We start from the raw sequence: 17,561 nt of genomic DNA, 5'->3' as shown, positions 1-17,561 counted from the left end.
TTGGTAACAAGTCCGATTTATCTAGTGGCAACCCCGCTATCATAGGCACAGTTAATCATTAATAAATGACTATTCACTGCGCCGACAGACCGGAAGCTTTGCGTCCCACCTTTTCAAGTGGTTTGCCGAAATGTGATTTAGCAAATGGAATCTATCGTAAAAAGCTGTCAGGAGGAAGCGAATTATTGAACGCTTAGCTGATTATTTGTTTGTAAAGTAAACACTTAAGTAGGTTTTGTTCAAAAAAGCGCTAACGATCGTGCCTCGGATGGTACGGTTTTATGTGATGGGGTTCTCTTAACTACTTAAAAGTTTGTGCTGGTAAATCGTCAAAATGCGCTTTGATGAAAAGGGCTATGACAAGGGCTATCACAATGATTACCGAAGGGCTATGGCAAGGAAAATATCGATAACGCAGGGTGAGCTTTGTCACGCTTTTATTGAGGGGTAAATGCGACAATAGCGTACTCTAATTTTGTCTCTAGCCTTGTAAACTTTCTATGCAACCCTCTACTGCTACTCATGCTGCCTCCTCATTTAAAGGCAATGCGCTTGCTGCGTTTTCGTTTTTATTATGGGGCTTAATGCCGCTGTATTATCAATTTCTGCCTAATGCGGATATTAACGAATTACTGGCGTTTAGAATTTTGTTTTCTGTGCCGTTTATGGCATTAGTATTTGTGCTGTTGGGCCGCAAAATGCCGTCGCTGGCGATGCTAAAAGCGGATAAAAAGTCGGTGCTCTTGTGCGGCTTAGCATCGCTGATTATGTGTGTGTCTTGGTATAGCTTTACTTGGGCAATGACCCACGGCCAAGTATTGGCTGCAAGCTTGGGCTTTTTTATTAATCCGCTGTTCGCCATTGGTTTAGGCGTGCTGTTCTTGGGCGATAAGCTGTCTGCTGCGCAAAAGATGGCAGTGATCTTGGGCGTCTGCGGCATCAGTTATATGGTCTATAGCTATGGCGAGTTGCCGTGGCTGGCATTGAGCATGGGCAGCTTTTTTGCGCTTTATGGCCTGTGTAAAAAGTTTATCCGTTTTGACTCGCTAACCTCTGTGACCGTTGAAGCACTGCTGCTTATTCCTTTTGCTGCGCTGTATTTGTTGTGGCTGTGGGGCTCAGATCAAAGCGTGGTTATTTCATCGGCGTTAGCGGGTGATGCAACTATGCTGTGGCTGTATATCGGCTCTGCGCCTGTGACCTTGATGCCGTTAGTGTTCTTTGCCTTAGCGATTCGCGCCACCAGTTTGTCGATGATAGGACTGATGCAATACGTTGAGCCTAGCTTGCAGTTTTTGCTGGCGGTGCTGGTGTTTAACGAACATTTTGACCAAGTGAAAGCGATAAGCTTTGCATTGATCTGGACCGGATTACTGCTTTGTTCACTAGAGGCATTACCCGCATTAAGAAATAAGTATCGCAGTAAACGTCATGCTTAGTGAGTATTAGTGACTAGCTGTGTCGAGTTCTAAATGAAAAAAGCCACTCATCGAGTGGCTTTTGCTATTTGCGGTAAGCGGTTATCACTAAGCGAATAAGGCTTAGAAAGTAACGGTTTTCACACCGTCTGGCGTACCCACTAATAATACGTCTGCGCCGCGCTTAGCGAATAGACCGTTAGTCACAACGCCAACAATGCCGTCAATCTGCTCTTCAAGTTCTTTTGGCTTCATGATCTTCATGTTGTACACGTCAAGAATGATGTTGCCGTTATCGGTAACACAGCCTTCACGGTAAACTGGGTCGCCGCCAAGCTTAACAATTTGGCGTGCCACGTATGAGCGTGCCATTGGGATCACTTCGATTGGCAGTGGGAATTCACCTAAGATATCCACTTGCTTAGTGTTATCAACGATACAAACGAATTTTTCAGCAACAGCGGCAACGATTTTTTCGCGAGTCAGTGCTGCTCCACCGCCCTTAATCATGTCCATTTGGCTGTTGATTTCATCGGCGCCATCAACGTAAACAGATAACTCATTAACACTGTTTAAATCGAAAACTGGAATACCTAGCGCTTTCATTTTTTCTGTTGATGCTTCAGAGCTTGATACTGCGCCTTGGATATCGAACTTCATTGTTGCTAGCGCATCAATAAAGTGATTAACCGTTGAGCCAGTTCCTACACCAACAATGCTGTTCTCTTCTACGTACTGCAATGCAGCCCAACCGGCAGCTTTTTTCATTTCATCTTGAGTCATTATGAAATCCCTTATTTAAGATAGAAGTTAAAGATAAAGTAATAGGCAAGGTTAAAATATTGGCGACAGTATACTCGTTTAGCAGCTTGAATGGGGCTGAATTTTAGCGGATCTCGGTTAAACATTTAGCTAATAGCTGAAGTAGAGCAATAATGTAAGTTAGCTAACATTATATTGTCATTAGATTATTTAGCATAAGTGCGGTACTTTTTCAGATATACCGTTTTTAATGGTGTGGTGAGATGGATTTTCGGCGCGGTAATAGCGAGCGGCTATGGCAAGTCGTTATAGCAAGTAGTATTACCCGCCTTTAAGCGATAAAGGAGTCGATATGGCTGGGGCCAGTTTATTAACCTTGTTAGATGATATCGCGACGATTTTAGATGATGTCGCCGCAATGAGTAAAATTGCTGCCCGCAAAACCGCAGGTGTATTAGGGGACGATTTAGCCTTAAACGCCCAGCAAGTGACAGGCGTAAGTGCCGACAGAGAGCTGCCTGTGGTGTGGGCGGTTGCTGTGGGCTCATTTAAGAATAAATGTATTTTGGTGCCAGCGGCAATGCTGATCAGCGCGTTTATTCCATGGGCGGTGACACCGCTGCTGATGTTTGGTGGTTTGTTCCTGTGCTATGAAGGCTTTGAGAAAATCTATCACAGCTATTCTGCCAAAAGGCATCCGCAAGTGGATAAAGAGGCAAGTGAAGCAGCAATCACGGATTTAAAAGAGTATGAGAAAAACAAAGTCAAAGGCGCTATTCGCACTGACTTTGTGTTATCGGCAGAGATCATCGCCATCACCTTAGGCATTGTGGCCGACAAGAGTCTAAGTACTCAGTTTTTTACTTTAAGCGTTATCGCGATTGTAATGACCATAGGTGTATATGGTCTTGTGGCTGGGATTGTTAAGCTTGATGATGCAGGGCTGTATTTAAGCCAGCGCCCTGGCGAAAGCCTGTGGGCGCGATTTAAACGTCGCTTTGGCATGATGCTGCTAAACTCAGCGCCCTATTTAATGAAGACACTATCGGTTGTCGGCACTATCGCCATGTTTATGGTCGGTGGCGGCATTTTAACTCACGGCTGGCATTGGATTGGCGATAAGATTAGCGCAGCAGCCGCTTGGGTTGCCGCCTTTGATTTTGTCGGGCCTGTGGTGGCGTTTATCACCCCGAGTATTTTGAACGCGATCTTTGGCGTGCTAGCTGGTGCTCTGGCGGTGTTATTGATGCAGCTTTTTATCAAACTGAAAGGTAATAAAGGCGCTGCATAGCTTGCTTTTATCTCAACTTAAGCATCCATATTTAAAAGGTAGTAATGGCTGACATGGTAAATTCGAATACAGATGCTAAAACCAATAGAGTCAAACTGGCGAGCTTTAACCTGTTTAATTACATTGAGCCACCATTAGCCTATTACGATTTTGAAAATATCTACAGCGCAGAGCAGTGGCAAAAAAAGCAGGCTTGGTTAGCTGAGTTTTTAGTGCAGCATCAGCCAGACATTATTGGCTTGCAAGAGGTGTTTTCTGCGGAGGCTCTTGCGGAGCAAATGCGCGCTTCTGGCTATGAACACTTTGCCGTTGTCGATGAGCCAAGCGTGATTGACGATTATATCTGCCGTGATCCTGTGGTCGCTCTTGCCTCAAAATATCCTTTCACTGAAGTCACCGCGATTGAAGCTGAGCCTGAGTACATTTATGGGCTCGGCCTTAATGCCAACTTTGCATTTAGCCGTAAACCTCTTCGAGTCACGGTGCAGTTACCGCAAATAGGCCTTTGCGATATTTACGTGGTGCACTTTAAATCAAAGCGGCCGCATCTGGATGAATTGCCAGCGCCTAAGTTTGTTCAGGCAGCAACTCGCACATCCGCCGCCCCTTTGGTTAACTTTGGTGAGCTATTAGGGCGCAACAGTCTCGGCCAATGGGCGTCGAGCATTCAGCGCGGCAGTGAGGCGGTTTTATTGTTGCATGCCATGCTGCAAAGACGGATTGAGACCAATCAGCCTATGGTGTTAATGGGTGATTTTAATGAAGAACTCACCAGCTCGGTGTTATCGCCACTAACAAATCGCGAGCTGCGTTTTGAAAAAGAGGGGCTCGGTGAGTTAGCAAATTACCCATTAACTGATGCATATAAGCTGTTTCAACAAGGTTTGCAGGACTTATTTGGCGAAAAGACTAGCGATGCAAGCGCTGATGAAATTGCCGTGGAAGAAGAGCGAATGCTGGCTAAAGCACGGGCATCGCGGGCGCCGACTCATTACTACGGCGCGCAAGGTAATGTGCTGGATTACATATTACTTTCAGCAGACTTTGACCCAAGTTTTGATAATAGCGTTGCCGAGGTTTGTGACTATCACACTGAAGATAGGCATTTAGTGAATCCAAGCTTTGAGCGTGATAGCCAAAGTAGCGACCACGCTCCGGTTGTTTGTACCTTACGTATTAGAAGCTAATTGCTAGCGTTTTTCAGCAGTAGCTATTAAAACTGCTGTAAAAACTGCAACAGTTCAGGCTTGGAGTCGGCGTAGTCTAATGCTGTTTTACCTGAGTTATTTACAGCTTTTAGATCGGCGCCATAGTTAATTAGCGCCGTGATCACCTGCTTGGCATTATCGTCTAGCTGCTCAATATTGAGCACTGCAATATGCAGCGCATTGTTACCATTTAAATTAGTGCGCTTTATGTCAGCGCCGTTATCCATTAGTAACGACAGCATAGGCGAGTCAAGCTTGCTGCTAGCTAACACTATTGGCGGCCAGTCACCATAGCTATCGCTAATATTGATATCAGCACCTTTTGCTAGCAAGAGCGTGGCTATTTCTAGATGATTAATATCAATGGCTGTGGCAAGTGGTGTCCAGTGCTGTTTAGTTAGCTCATTGATATCTGCGCCAGCTTTGAGCAGTAATTCAACCGCAGCTTGGTTTTGCAATCCTATGGCGTACCTAAGCGGAGAGGCACCTTGAATATCCTGCTGATTTGGGTTGGCGCCAAGCTGTAAAAGTCGCTCAATCATTGGGTTACTTTGAATATAGATGGCTGACATTAACGGAGTGGTATATCTCTCAAGGGTTGCTAATGAAGGATCGGCTCCCGCTGCAACCAATTGATTTACTAGCTCGATATTATTGCTTTCAACGGCAATTACTAACGGCGTAGCCTCAGCGCCATGGCTATTTACATCCGCCCCTGCGGCAATCAAATTGTCTATTATCTGTTGGCGGCTTTCCCTTCTGAGTAAGGCGTCCATTAACGGTGTCGTATCATGATAGGTTTTGGCATTAACGTCCGCGCCTAAATCGAGCAACGCTGATACGATTTTGGGCTGATTAAAGTCGATTGCTTGTATTAGGGCTGAAAAACCATCTTCAGTGAGCAGATCTAAATCGGCATCTTGAGCGGCTAACGCCGTGAGCATGGGAATATTATTATATTTGGCGGCAACAAAGGCTGGGCTTTCACCTTCATTATTTTGCTGATTGATATTGGCGCCATGCTCAATAAGCAAAGCTAGTGCTTGTTGATTAAATTCATCCCTTGGCAAACAGCTACTACAGCGGCTTTGGGCTAAATAATGCAGTGCCGAAAGACCTTTATAATCGACACCATTTGGGTTGGCACCACTGGCTAAAAGCTGTTTGAAACTGTCAATATCGACGTTGAAAATGGCAAACATTAGCGGTGTTTGATAGCCAGAATATTGATTGCCGAGGTTAGGGTTGGCTCCGGCATCAAGTAGTGGTTTGACAAGCTCTGGGCGGCGCATAGTAATCGCCGAATATAAAGGGCTATAACCATCTTTAGGGTTAAGGCTTTGGCTAACTGAGCTTGCTAACAGAGTTGTAAATGCGGTTTTATCGTTTTGCTCTATAGCTGCTATTAATGCCTCAGTAGCGGCGTTAAGCTCACCTTCACTCAAGCTGTTGGCTGAGGAAAGAATTATGGCTTGGTTTGTTTGCTCAGGTTTTGGCGCATTAGATGATTGCGCGCAGCCGCCAAGCACTAAACCTAGCATGATTACTGCGGTTAGGCGTCTCACTTTTTCCCCTAAAATATCCGTGTGAATAGCTGCAAATCAGTGGTACTCGCTTGGCTGCACAATATTTAAATTTGCTGTCCGTTTTTATAAGTTCTTATTTCTTTGATGGTTCCATCTTCATTAAAATAGGTCCATTGTCCATCAGGGCGGTCATTTTTGTGAAAAGACTCACGCGCTAAGGCGCCAGTTTCATAATAAAGCAGCCATTTGCCGACCACTTCACCCGCTTCAAATTGGCCTTGTTCTTCTATGGTGCCATCTTCATAAAACTGGGTGAAGATCCCATGGGGTTTGCCATCTTTAAAGTGTTCGGTTCTGGTGACTCTGGCATAAATGTCATAGCTAACAACTTCTCCCTGAAGTAGACCGTCTTTGAGGTAACCTTTAGCCCTAAGTCTTTGCTGGCTGTCTTTACGCATAAATGTCCCTGTATAGAGAGCATCTTGATAGTAGATAGCATCGCCTTTTTGCTCTAAGTCGCTATAGAGAACGGTTTGCTCTGTGCTGCTACAGCCTGTAAGCAAGATGCTTAGGCTACTTAATACTAATATCATTTTATAAAACATAGACATGGTCCTTTCTAGTCGCTCGACCTTAATTGTCTACATGTTAACTTTTTTAGTCGCGATAGTTTAGTGGCCAAATTAAATGTAACTTCAAAATATTTTCCATCTGATTTTTGTTACCTAAACATCTATACAAACATAGGTTAACTGCATTGGCTTTAGGGTTTTGTCGTACGAAAATTATGGGGCTTCAATAACATTGCCGCATTAATGAATGATGCTTTGGATGCCGTTTTATAGGCGGGTTAGGCAAGATGGCTGCATATTTTAATGGTAATTGGTTGTGGTTAAATCTACTTTTAACTGCCTATTAACATCTTGTCACCTTCGTGTAATAGTGGGTTATTAGTATCCACACTCATTAGACCTCGTACCACCAAACTAAAAATATTAAAGGAATAATAATGAAAAGACCTTTTACGCGAAGAGATTTCTTGGCAATGTCGGCCAAAGGCGTAGGCGCTGCAGTTGTATCATACGGCTTAATGGGCTGTAGCAGCGATGATGACAGTGGCATTTATGCTGAATTTTTACATGGTTTAGCCAGTGGCGACCCTAGCCATGATGCGGTGATTATTTGGACTCGGATAACCCCTGAAACAGACGGTGATGTAAGAGTGTCATGGGAAGTAGCAACCGATGCAAACTTTAGTCAGCTGGTGGTCAGTGGTGACACCATCACCAATAGTGAACGCGACTATACCGTTAAGGTCGATGCAGTAGGTCTTGAAGCTGGGACGCAATATTTCTATCGCTTTAAAACCGGTAATAAAACCTCACAAGCGGGACAGACTAAAACCTTGCCGCAGGGGGCACTGTCGCAAGCTAAGTTTGCGGTTATGTCTTGTGCTAATTTCCCTGCTGGCTATTTCAATGTTTATGAGATGGCATCGCGTATGGATGATCTCGATGCGGTTATTCACCTTGGCGATTACATTTATGAATACGCCCGCAGTGAGTACGCCAGTGATCGTGCTGCTGAGCTGCAACGTGAAGTTGTACCTGAGGGCGAGTTAATTAGTCTTAGCGATTATCGTACCCGTTATGGCCAGTACCGCAGTGATTTAAGCTTACAAAAACTCCATGGAAAAACCCCGTTTATTACTGTGTGGGACGACCATGAAGTGGCTAATGATAGCTGGCGTGACGGTGCGGAAAACCATAATGATGGTGAGGGTGACTTTGATGCGCGCAAAGAGGCGGCGCTACAAGCTTACTTTGAGTGGCTGCCCATTCGTCCTTGGCGTGAAGGTAACCATGAGGAGATCTATCGTTCATTCCAATATGGTGATCTTCTAGATCTACATATGCTAGACACTCGTCTTGTTGGTCGTGATAAACAGTTAGATTACGCTGAATATACAGATCCTGCGACAGGCGGCTTGGACAGCGCTCGCTTTATGGCTGATGTCACTGACACTAACCGCACCATGCTGGGGCAAGAGCAACTGGCATGGCTACAAACTGCGTTATTGACCTCTACAGCAAAGTGGCAAGTCTTAGGTCAGCAAGTGTTGATGGGGCAAATGATGCTACCGGCAGCTATTGCGACTCAGCAACTGTCAATTCCAGAGTTTGGTCAGTTAGCAGCTTTGGCACAGATTGCGGCAAGGCAAGCGGCAGGCGACCCGACTTTGACTGAAGATGAGCTTAAGTATTTAGCATTCTTTGGTGACAAGCTAACGCCTGAAGTGATGGCGTTACTGCAATTGCCATCTATCCCGTATAACTTAGACGCGTGGGATGGTTATGCCTATGAGCGCGAAGTGATTCTGGCTACGGCAAAATCACAGGCTAAAAACTTAGTGGTGATAGCGGGTGATACCCACAACGCTTGGGCTAATCAGCTTAAAGATACTGCTGGTGACTCAGTGGGTGTTGAGTTTGCGACTAGCTCGGTATCATCGCCAGGGCTTGAGTATTATTTGGGGATTGATGAAAAGGATATTCCGGCAACTGAGGAAGCGATAGTGGACTTAGTGGATAATCTTGCTTATGCGAATTTGATGAATCGCGGTTTAATGACGCTAACTTTTAATCACGATGAAGTGCGCTGTGACTGGCGTTTTGTTGATACGATTTATACTCGTGCATTTGTTGAAGATACCGCGCGTAACTTCTCCATGGTTACTAAAGCCGGTAGTCATGGCCTAGAGGCTGCAAGTTAATACTTGCTAACTTATTGCTTGAAGCATGATTGATAACTTAAGGCTGCCAGTTTGGTAGCCTTATTTTTTTAGTGATTCTGGTGTAAGTTTTTGGCTTTTTTACAGCAATACTTGTTGATTTAGTATAGAATCCGCCTCCAAAATCCGGTGGGTGTTTAGATGTTGAGCGGTTAATGGTTTTTCGCTATTAATCAGCGCCTATTACAGATCTTGGAATAGACATCGTCACCTGCCTTTTTTGTACTCTTCAGCTTATATATTTTGATCTATTCTTAGTGGATACAGGCGATTTAGCACTGCCACTAATGGGTTAGACTTTAATGCGATGGGTATAAAGACCTAATTTAGATATTAATAACAAGATGGGGACGCTCAGATGTCAGAGAAACGCTTTATTACCGCACAAGAATTGCTAGAAGATTCATTTCGTTTAGCAGCGCAAGTTTATGAAAGCGGTTTCCGTCCGCAGTTTATTGTGGGCATTTGGCGTGGTGGTGCTCCAATCGGCATCGCAGTACAAGAATTTTTTGACTTCAAAAAAGTGGAAACTGACCACATTGCCGTGCGTACTTCATCTTATTACGGTATCAATAAGCAAAGTAAACAGATCAAAGTTCACGGTCTGCATTACATTGTTGAAAATGCTAATGCTGGCGACGGTCTATTGATTGTTGATGACGTTTTTGATTCTGGCCGCAGTATTCATGCATTAATGGAAAACCTAAGTGACTTGATGCGCCTAAATATGCCAAAAGATGTGCGTATTGCTTGCCCATACTACAAGCCACAAAACACGGTTGTACCATTAAAGCCTGATTACTTCATTCATGAGTCTGACGAGTGGTTAGTGTTCCCGCATGAAGTCTCTGGTTTGTCGCCAGAAGAACTTGCCGAAGGCAAGGGCGACTTGAAAAACATTAAGCACTTATTTGTATAATGTTTAATTGATTCCCACTGGGATACGTTAATACTAAGCCACCTTAAACGGTGGCTTTTTTGTTAGTCGTTAAAGCTTGTCGATTTCATCATGCAGCTGATAAGACTTATCTGTGACAATCTTTTCTAAGGTCATTACCCGTTCTTTTAGCTCCTTGAGCTCTTTATTCACCAGCACTAATTCGTCGGCATCAATCCGCCCTTTTTGTTTGTTATATTCTTTATATGCTTTCAATAAAAACACGGCGACAATAGCAATCGCTGCGATAGTAAAAGGCCCCATAAATCGCTCCTCAATACGCTTAAAAAGTGGTATTCCCATCCATTATAGTGGCTATAAAGCGGATTGGGCTGAGTGCGATAGCGAGCTTTGCTTTGGGCGAAATGAGCAGTAGGCGTAATTGCTTATGCCTACTGTGATTGTGTGGTTTAGGTATACAGCAATAAGATTTTTATCAATGCTTCATGTTGGTCTTAATCAGCAAGCAGGTTTGTTCCTGCTGTATGGCATCTTTAAGCGCGCGCTGAGTCGATATTGATAAACCTTTTTCTGCTGCTAAGGTTTGGCTAAGGTTACTGATACTGGCATAACTGCAATCTGTAGGGATCAATACGGCGCTATAACTGCGCATAAATACAGGGCTTTGCTGGCTATCTATCTGGGCTAGACTCGACAGCCGCTGCTCTGCGGTTGCAGCACTTAATCGCTTTTGCTCACTTGGGTAGAGGTTTTCCATTACCGTGCGCACTTTGGCAAAAGGCAGATTGGTGGGCTGCTGAATACGCGTCAGCCATTGGCGTTTTTTAGCGGCACCAGGGCGGCTGGCCTCGGCGGCTAATGCGGCTTTTTGACCACTATCTGAATTATCCGCGCTTTGCTCTTTATTCAGCCAGTAGCGAGCATTGCGGTGATCGTGGCGATTTAACTGCACAATCATTTTCCAGCGCAATGTTTGATCTATCTCTAGGCCGTTAATAGTTGCGGTGCTATTGAGTAGTGCATCCATATGGTTAAGCGCGGCTTTACTCTGGGCAAACTCGATATAGCTATCAAACCAGATGCGTTGTAAATCTCGCTTATCTTTATTGGCCATGACTTTTCTTAAGCTCATTTGCTCCATGGCGCTGATGGCTTTACTTGCGTAGCGCTGGTTATTAGGATGCATCTTGTCTAAGTAGACCTTTGCTTGCGATAAGCTGGTTAATACTTGATCCAAAATGATTTGATCTTGCTCTGCAGGGAGATTAATCAATACCGTGCCCATGTAATCATTGAGCGTTAAGCTGCCGTTTTTAACGCTGTCCCATAGGCTTTGCCACAACATGGAGCGCAGCAGTGGATCTGGTACTCTTGTTAGCTCGGTTTGCGCCGTCTTAAATGACTTTTGATCTAAGCTGACTTTGACATAGCCCCAGTCTTGATAGTTAGGGTAAACCAAATCTGGGCAGTGCAGACCAATAAGCTGCTTAACGTGAGTCTTGGCACCCTTATAGATAACGGGAACACTAATATTGTGGTGCAGCTGTCTACGACCTTTAGTAAATAAGCCTACTAGCACTTTCTGTTCGCGCAGCGTTGGTTGCTCAGGGTTAGATGCCGTTTGTTTTAGGCTAAATTGCGTGATGCGGCCATTACTGCAACTAAACTCCGCTTGAACCGTATTTACTCCTGCTTTGTATAACCAATCTTGACTCCACTGGCTTAAATCACGTTTGGCGGTCTTTTCAAGGCTAGCGATAAAGTCGCTGAGTTCGGCATTTTGGTAACTGTACTGAGTGAGATAGTTTTGTACGCCTTGCTGAAACACTTTTTCGCCGAGCAAATGACTTAACTGCTTTAATGTTGCTGCGCCTTTGGAGTAAGTAATGGCATCGATATTATCGAAAGCATTTTTACTGCTTGGCACGGGGACTTCAATTGGGTGGGTGCTGGCTGAGCTATCGAGGGCATAGGCACTTTGTTTGCCTTTAGCGTAAAAGCTACGCCATGCTGAAAATTCGGTGGTTTCGCTGGTGGCCATCGTTGCCATAAACGAGGCAAAGCTTTCATTGAGCCATAGTCCATTCCACCATTTCATGGTCACTAAATTACCAAACCATTGATGCGCCATCTCATGCATGATTACATTTGCTAGGCGCTGTTTTTGCTCAGTGGTCATGGCGCTATCGCTGAGGAAACGGCTTTCGCTGTAAGTAATTGCGGCGGCATTTTCCATTGCACCGTACAAGAAATCAGGCACTAGTACTTGGTCATACTTGGCAAACGGATACTCGATGCCAAAGTAATTATTGAAAAAGTTGAGTCCTTTTTGGGTGTAGTTAAACCAGTCTTGTTGATTAACTTGTTTAGCAATGGACTGACGGGCAAACAAGCGCAGTGGGTATTTTCCAGAGTTATCTTGCCAACTATGATAAGGCCCTGCGTGCATGGAGAAGTTATAGGGGCTGAGTTTTGGGGACTCTGGGAATTGCCAGCGGCGCTGCTCGCCTTGGTCAGTTATTTGGTTTTCTCTCATAGCACTAATTACGGTCCAGTCTTTTGGCGCTGTGACGCTTAACTGAAATGTGGCTTTAAGATCGGGTTGGTCAAATAGCGCAAACATCTGCTGTGCGGCTGCTGGCTCAAAGTGGGAATACAGGTAAACCTTGTTATCAACCGGATCGACAAATTTATGCAGGCCTTCACCATTATTGCTGTAGTCGCGGCGATAGGCGACTTCAATGGTGTTGTTGCCACTGTTTAATAGTCGAGGGTTAAGCTTAATATAGCTGTTGTTGTAATTGGGGTAGACCTTTTTACCATTGATAACAAAGCTTTGGATCTGCGCTTGGTTTAGATCTAAGCTCAGGGCTTGGTCATTATCGCTGAGATCAAAGCTCATCTTGGTTACGCCGTTAAAGCCGTTGTGCTCGGTTAGGGTTAAGTCGAGCTTATAGTGCACATCGGTTATCTTTGCGGCGCGTTGTGCTGCCGCTTGCTGGCTAATGTAGGCACTATTGTCGCGCAAAAAATTGCCGTCATTGGTGTTGGCATGGCTTGCAGTGGTAAGGCACAGTAAGGCAGTGGTAAAACCGATAAACAACAACTTCAAAACAGCATCCTTTTCTCATTATTCGGGGAGCGACAGCAAGCGCATACGTTACCCTATTTCCTTTGTATTCAGCCAGACTAATTTTGTATAGCAAAAAGCCAGCTAAATGCTGGCTTTGTTACCGATTAAATTCGTCTGGCTAGGCGAGTTTAGTCCAATCAGCGCCTTGCTGGCTTATAGACCTAAAAACGACTTAGACTTAACTTTACGAATTTCTTTTTCATCAGACCATTCGATTAGACCTGTTTCTAGGTCCATTAAGCGCATAGTCATCTTGTAGTAAACATCTTTAGTGCTGCCATCTTGTTTAACGATGCTAGATAGGTTGCCGTATAGCATGTACTGAGCACCGATTTGACGACCAAAGTTAATTGCGGTTGATGGGTCAACCATGCCTGAGTTGTTTTGGTAATCAAGCTGCTTACGTACCGAGTCAACCTTGGTCATATCGATAAAGCGGAACTTACCTGAGCGTAGTAACTTGTTGCTGATTGAATCGGTAACAGATTCGGTATCAATATGCTCAGAGGTTTTGTTCTTAATTTTATCAACGAAGATAATAGGGCGATCGTTTGCTGTTATGGCCACAACAGGTGGGAAAGTCAGCATGCTGTCGACCATCTTAGCCGCGATAGCTTGTAGATCGGTAGAACCGAAGTTCTCGTTAACGGTTTCCACTTCTGTGGCATCACCGTATTCAACTTTGGATTGGCAGGCAGATAAACCGATAACTGCTGCAAGAATAAAAACGACTTTTAAATGTTTCATAGTTAATTCCATACAAGTGATTGCTAAATGATTATTGAATAAAAACGGGTGTAATTGCCAGTGTCAATTATCCACACTAAGGTTGTGCGGCCACTTTTTACTTCAATGGGATCGGCAGGGTTATTGTCGAGCATGAGCGAATAGCTGCCCGGTTTGACATATGAGCGAGCGATTTGAGCTTGCTCGGGTAAGGTTAGCCAACTGCGTCTGTCGGCTTGTTCGGTGACCACATTAAAAATTTGCATAGCAATTGAGGCGTAATCAGTTTGATTACGGCGCTTTTTAGTCTCACTTTCAACGCTCTGTGCCATTTCTGCCTTGGCATAAATACGCGCGGCTTGGCGGACGAGGGCTGCAGGCAGCTCTTCTTTTAACGCGGTAATGGCTAAGGCATCGATATTGGCAATTGGTGCGGTTTTTAATACTGTGCCTAAACCTTGGATTTGCCCTTGGCGTACAGGTTGTCGATTCGGATAATAGGTTGCTAACGAGGCGGTTTGCCAGTTTCCTTCAATAGTAAACGGTACTGTAAAACTTTGCTTTTCAGGCACAAAGCCGCGCTCGAGCATGATAATCACTTGGCCTTGCTCTTTCGTTGGCTCAACAGCGTCACCCCAGCGGCGTTTAAACTCATCGTATTGCGGCATTGATAACTCTTTGGCGAGCCTGACGAGATCTTTTTGCAGGTAAGGATTATTAGGACTGATTTGCGCCGCTTTACGGTAGTCAATAAAGGCGTCGTTTGGCTCGCCTAAAATTTCATGCAACATACCCGTTGTGTAATAGCTATAGGCGTTAAGAAATGAACTTGTGGTGCTGCCAGCGGCTTTACCAAGTTTGTTCATTTCAGCGTCTATGGTGCCGTTTGCCATAGCTTGCACTGACTTATTGGATTTTTGATATCTGGCTTGCTCTTGGCTTTGTAGCTCATTACTGCGACGAACTTCAACCAGTGCCCCTTGTGGATCGCCAGCAAATAGATAGTTAAGAGCTTGGTATTGGTGCAGCATGATGCGCTCATAGCCAGGGCCACGATAAGGGATAACATTATCGTTTAAAAATAGACTACTTGCGGTCGCGCCAGCATCACTTAGACTGACTTTTGCTTTGTCATCGAATGCGCTATAGGCTGCAACTGCTTGTTGGTAGTATTGCTTACTGCTAGTAAAGTCACCGGCAATTTGTGCGCTGCGGCCAGCTTCCTGGGCATAAAGTAAACCATCGGCACCACTTATTTCATCAGCAACTATTTTTGCGGCATTTTGCGGGGTAGCAGAGTTTAGCTGGGCTTTAACGGGAGCAATTTGCGAAGGGTAATTGATAAAAATGCTATTAAACGCACAGCCGCTTAGGCTTAGCATCATAGTTGCTAGCAGTAAAAAACTTCTCATTAGCAAGTCTCTTTAATTCGCATTGTTATACCAGCTTTGTTGTTATTGACTCAATCAGACTTACCGCTTAGTGATAATAGTAGACCTTAGTCAATTTATAAAAACATATAATATCTGAGCGTTATTTCAAGGCTTTTTATAGCGTTATGAAGCTGAACATAAGATGAATACCTTTAAGTGTTGCATAAATATTGCACATTTGAAGGCTATTTTGACCGATTAAAGTTATTCATCTTAGTTTTATACAAGCTATGACGATAGGTTGTGACTCATATTTAATAATGTGGCGGTGGCGTTTCATCAGCTTGGCTAGCCATATTACTTGGTTCTACAGCCTGCAGTTTATTAACCAGTATACGTAGTTGATCTTGTTGCTCGGCAAGTGCCTTGTTCAATTTAATTACTTGCTGATCTAGTTCTTCAATGGTGCCATCTTGGAAAGCGATTTTCATTTCTAGCTCTTCGACACGGCTTTCTAAATTATCCAAGTTAACCTCGTAATGGATAGGGGTCTTTGCATGCAGATACCAAGATTGGTACTGGTTTATGAAAGACGGTAATTTGAGAATAATCGATCCTCAAATTAATGACGGTTGATGCTGATGAGTATACAGCATCTACTTATGTTTATAGAAACTTACTAGCGCGTAAGCTTGCGCAGTTATTAAGCTAAAAGCTGTATGTAAGCTGACAAAGTATAAACTCTGACTGATAATCTCTGAACTTGGCTAAATTTCTGCTGTCTGTTAGATGACTAATAAGATAATCATTGCTAAGTTATTAGGCCAAACCATATCTACTGATATGTAACTGTACATAATTGATTAATTTATCTGAAAAAGTACGGTTAATATCAGTTAGCGGGCTTTTCGCTGTTCAGATTGGAATAACCTATTTAACTAGTATAGAGTGGTTCGCCTAAATAAAAGTATTAGGTTAGTGTAACCACGTGTAAATGCTGAGGAAGCTTTAATGAAATCGATTTATAAATATTCACTAGTGGCCTTGGCCGTTGTTGGTTTAACAGCTTGTAATCAAGAGCAAGAGGCTGTTGCGGCTACTGCTCCAGTTGAATTGAAAACTGAAGCTCAAAAAGAAGCTTATAGCGTTGGCGCGTCAATTGGTACCTACATGGCTGGCCACATTAAAGAGCAAGAAGAGCTAGGTTTAAAGGTTGATAGAGAACTTATCGTTACTGGTTTTAGCGAAGGCCTAAACAGCGAGCTAAAACTGACTCAAGAAGAGATGCAAACTATTTTGCAAACTCTTGATGAAAAGCTAAATGAAAAGCGTCAAGCGCAAGCAGCACTACTAGCAGAAAAAGCATCAGCTGAAAGCAAGGCTTTCTTAGACGCTAACAAAGCTAAAGAAGGCGTTGTAACAACTGATTCTGGTCTACAGTACGAAGTGATTACTGAAGGTACTGGTGACAAGCCAGTAGCTGAAGACACAGTTAAAGTTCACTATGTTGGTACACTAACTGACGGTACTGAGTTTGATAGCTCTGTAGCACGTGGCGAGCCAGCAACTTTCCCACTAAACCGCGTAATTCCTGGTTGGACTGAAGGCGTACAGCTAATGTCTGTGGGTTCTAAGTACAAGTTTGTTATCCCAGCAGATCTAGCATATGGCGATCGCGATACAGGGACTATTCCTGCAAATTCAACACTAGTATTTGAAGTTGAGCTGTTAGACATCGAAAAAGCTGGCGCTGCTGAAGCGGCTCACGCTCACTAATCATTACCGCTGACATTGTAAAATGTTGAGCTGATATATGGTTAATAGAAAGGACGCATTAAGCGTCCTTTTTTATTTGCGTAAACAAAACATCATAGACGCAGATTAATAGGTTAAAATGATCTCTGAAAGAGATTTTAATTTTGAGCTGGATATGGAATACGAATTTTTACGCAACACCATCACAGATACGGTTTTTGCTCGTTTTAGTATGGACCACGAGGCGTTAGGCTTTTGGTTATCTGAAGAGCTGGCTGATAATAGCCAACTATTTGAGCAGATCTGTCAGCAAATTGAGCGCTTACAAAGTGGTCAAGGCAATGAGTGGCGCTTAGTGGGTAAGGCTATCTCGTTGGAATTAGATAGCGAACAAGCGCGAATTTTTGCTAACGATATTGAAGATAACGAAGACCAAGAGCTTGATGAATCTATGTCTTTTTATGATGGTGAGTCTGAAGCGTTTTGCGGTTTAGAAGATTTCCATGAAGTGATATTAAGCTGGCGTCGTTTTATCGACGAAAAATGATTGCCGATCTTCAGATTTATTTATGCACAAAAAAGGCAGCGATTAGCTGCCTTTTAATTTTCAGCCCTAAACCACCTACTTCAGTAGGTGGTTATCATCAATTAGGCTTTGCCTGAAGTACGTTTAATGGAAT

15 protein-coding genes and 1 riboswitch are annotated in these 17,561 nt (G+C 43.8%); of the genes, 7 read left to right on the top strand and 8 right to left on the bottom strand.

All coding sequences use genetic code 11. The features are described 5' to 3' along the window. Positions 1-23: 23 nt before the first annotated feature. Positions 24-137: riboswitch (cyclic di-GMP riboswitch) on the bottom strand. A 363-nt stretch (positions 138-500) separates the two neighbouring features. Further along, positions 501-1,439: an EamA family transporter RarD gene (rarD, locus tag MSG37_RS07425; protein WP_248469946.1), complete on the top strand. Its 939-nt coding sequence runs from the start codon at positions 501-503 to the stop codon at positions 1,437-1,439. Between the two features lie 102 nt (positions 1,440-1,541). On the opposite strand, the gene rpiA is transcribed toward rarD, so the two are convergent. Then, entirely contained in the window at positions 1,542-2,201 is a 660-nt protein-coding gene (gene rpiA / locus MSG37_RS07420; protein ID WP_248469945.1) for a ribose-5-phosphate isomerase RpiA, read from the bottom strand. A 331-nt stretch (positions 2,202-2,532) separates the two neighbouring features. On the opposite strand from rpiA, the gene MSG37_RS07415 reads away from it, so the two are divergent. Next, positions 2,533-3,471 carry a DUF808 domain-containing protein gene (locus tag MSG37_RS07415; RefSeq protein WP_248469944.1) on the top strand — a complete coding sequence of 313 codons (939 nt, stop codon included), beginning with the start codon at positions 2,533-2,535 and terminating at the stop codon, positions 3,469-3,471. 44 nt (positions 3,472-3,515) lie between these two features. Continuing rightward, on the top strand, positions 3,516-4,658 hold the full coding sequence (locus tag MSG37_RS07410; protein WP_348984457.1) for an endonuclease/exonuclease/phosphatase family protein: 1,143 nt from the start codon (positions 3,516-3,518) through the stop codon (positions 4,656-4,658). A 26-nt stretch (positions 4,659-4,684) separates the two neighbouring features. Here MSG37_RS07410 and MSG37_RS07405 read toward each other — a convergent pair whose 3' ends face one another. Continuing rightward, positions 4,685-6,244, bottom strand: coding sequence for an ankyrin repeat domain-containing protein (locus tag MSG37_RS07405; RefSeq protein ID WP_248469943.1), 1,560 nt, complete (start codon positions 6,242-6,244; stop codon positions 4,685-4,687). A 65-nt stretch (positions 6,245-6,309) separates the two neighbouring features. Further along, on the bottom strand, positions 6,310-6,810 hold the full coding sequence (locus MSG37_RS07400) for a toxin-antitoxin system YwqK family antitoxin (RefSeq protein ID WP_248469942.1): 501 nt from the start codon (positions 6,808-6,810) through the stop codon (positions 6,310-6,312). 404 nt (positions 6,811-7,214) lie between these two features. On the opposite strand from MSG37_RS07400, the gene MSG37_RS07395 reads away from it, so the two are divergent. Both MSG37_RS07395 and MSG37_RS07390 read left to right on the top strand, forming a co-directional pair. Continuing rightward, the gene (locus tag MSG37_RS07395) at positions 7,215-8,978 is read left to right on the top strand and encodes an alkaline phosphatase D family protein (RefSeq protein ID WP_248469941.1); all 1,764 of its coding nucleotides are present in this window, start codon (positions 7,215-7,217) and stop codon (positions 8,976-8,978) included. Between the two features lie 376 nt (positions 8,979-9,354). Next, positions 9,355-9,915 (top strand): phosphoribosyltransferase family protein, encoded by a 561-nt coding sequence (locus tag MSG37_RS07390; protein WP_220778598.1) that lies wholly within the window; start codon positions 9,355-9,357, stop codon positions 9,913-9,915. 69 nt (positions 9,916-9,984) lie between these two features. Here MSG37_RS07390 and MSG37_RS07385 read toward each other — a convergent pair whose 3' ends face one another. The 5 genes from MSG37_RS07385 to MSG37_RS07365 form a co-directional block, all read right to left on the bottom strand. Continuing rightward, positions 9,985-10,197 (bottom strand): hypothetical protein, encoded by a 213-nt coding sequence (locus tag MSG37_RS07385; protein WP_248469940.1) that lies wholly within the window; start codon positions 10,195-10,197, stop codon positions 9,985-9,987. A gap of 172 nt (positions 10,198-10,369) precedes the next feature. After that, positions 10,370-12,970, bottom strand: coding sequence for an aminopeptidase N (gene pepN, locus MSG37_RS07380; RefSeq protein ID WP_248470230.1), 2,601 nt, complete (start codon positions 12,968-12,970; stop codon positions 10,370-10,372). A gap of 210 nt (positions 12,971-13,180) precedes the next feature. After that, entirely contained in the window at positions 13,181-13,774 is a 594-nt protein-coding gene (gene lpoB, locus MSG37_RS07375) for a penicillin-binding protein activator LpoB (RefSeq protein ID WP_248469939.1), read from the bottom strand. Between the two features lie 23 nt (positions 13,775-13,797). Then, positions 13,798-15,165 carry a hypothetical protein gene (locus MSG37_RS07370; protein WP_248469938.1) on the bottom strand — a complete coding sequence of 456 codons (1,368 nt, stop codon included), beginning with the start codon at positions 15,163-15,165 and terminating at the stop codon, positions 13,798-13,800. A gap of 275 nt (positions 15,166-15,440) precedes the next feature. Next, complete coding sequence (locus MSG37_RS07365; protein WP_248469937.1) at positions 15,441-15,653, bottom strand: SlyX family protein; 213 nt, start codon at positions 15,651-15,653, stop codon at positions 15,441-15,443. Between the two features lie 484 nt (positions 15,654-16,137). Between MSG37_RS07365 and fkpA the strand changes: the two genes are divergently transcribed. Beyond that, entirely contained in the window at positions 16,138-16,902 is a 765-nt protein-coding gene (gene fkpA / locus MSG37_RS07360; protein ID WP_248469936.1) for an FKBP-type peptidyl-prolyl cis-trans isomerase, read from the top strand. A 154-nt stretch (positions 16,903-17,056) separates the two neighbouring features. After that, entirely contained in the window at positions 17,057-17,428 is a 372-nt protein-coding gene (locus tag MSG37_RS07355; RefSeq protein WP_248469935.1) for a YacL family protein, read from the top strand. The last annotated feature ends 133 nt before the right edge of the window (positions 17,429-17,561 follow it).

Origin of the sequence: Shewanella sp. 1CM18E (assembly GCF_023161665.1) — a bacterium.
Taxonomy (GTDB): Bacteria; Pseudomonadota; Gammaproteobacteria; order Enterobacterales; family Shewanellaceae; genus Shewanella.
Note: the sequence above shows the minus strand (reverse complement) of the source record. Positions and strands in the feature narration are given on the sequence as shown.

Bases quoted from the DNA above. Each gene is read 5' to 3' on its own strand.
- rarD (WP_248469946.1), top strand. From the start codon at position 501: ATGCAACCCTCTACTGCTACTCATGCTGCCTCCTCATTTAAAGGCAAT.
- rpiA (WP_248469945.1), bottom strand. From the start codon at position 2,201: ATGACTCAAGATGAAATGAAAAAAGCTGCCGGTTGGGCTGCATTGCAG.
- MSG37_RS07415 (WP_248469944.1), top strand. From the start codon at position 2,533: ATGGCTGGGGCCAGTTTATTAACCTTGTTAGATGATATCGCGACGATT.
- MSG37_RS07410 (WP_348984457.1), top strand. From the start codon at position 3,516: ATGGCTGACATGGTAAATTCGAATACAGATGCTAAAACCAATAGAGTC.
- MSG37_RS07400 (WP_248469942.1), bottom strand. From the start codon at position 6,810: ATGTTTTATAAAATGATATTAGTATTAAGTAGCCTAAGCATCTTGCTT.
- MSG37_RS07395 (WP_248469941.1), top strand. From the start codon at position 7,215: ATGAAAAGACCTTTTACGCGAAGAGATTTCTTGGCAATGTCGGCCAAA.
- MSG37_RS07390 (WP_220778598.1), top strand. From the start codon at position 9,355: ATGTCAGAGAAACGCTTTATTACCGCACAAGAATTGCTAGAAGATTCA.
- MSG37_RS07385 (WP_248469940.1), bottom strand. From the start codon at position 10,197: ATGGGGCCTTTTACTATCGCAGCGATTGCTATTGTCGCCGTGTTTTTA.
- lpoB (WP_248469939.1), bottom strand. From the start codon at position 13,774: ATGAAACATTTAAAAGTCGTTTTTATTCTTGCAGCAGTTATCGGTTTA.
- MSG37_RS07370 (WP_248469938.1), bottom strand. From the start codon at position 15,165: ATGAGAAGTTTTTTACTGCTAGCAACTATGATGCTAAGCCTAAGCGGC.
- fkpA (WP_248469936.1), top strand. From the start codon at position 16,138: ATGAAATCGATTTATAAATATTCACTAGTGGCCTTGGCCGTTGTTGGT.
- MSG37_RS07355 (WP_248469935.1), top strand. From the start codon at position 17,057: ATGGAATACGAATTTTTACGCAACACCATCACAGATACGGTTTTTGCT.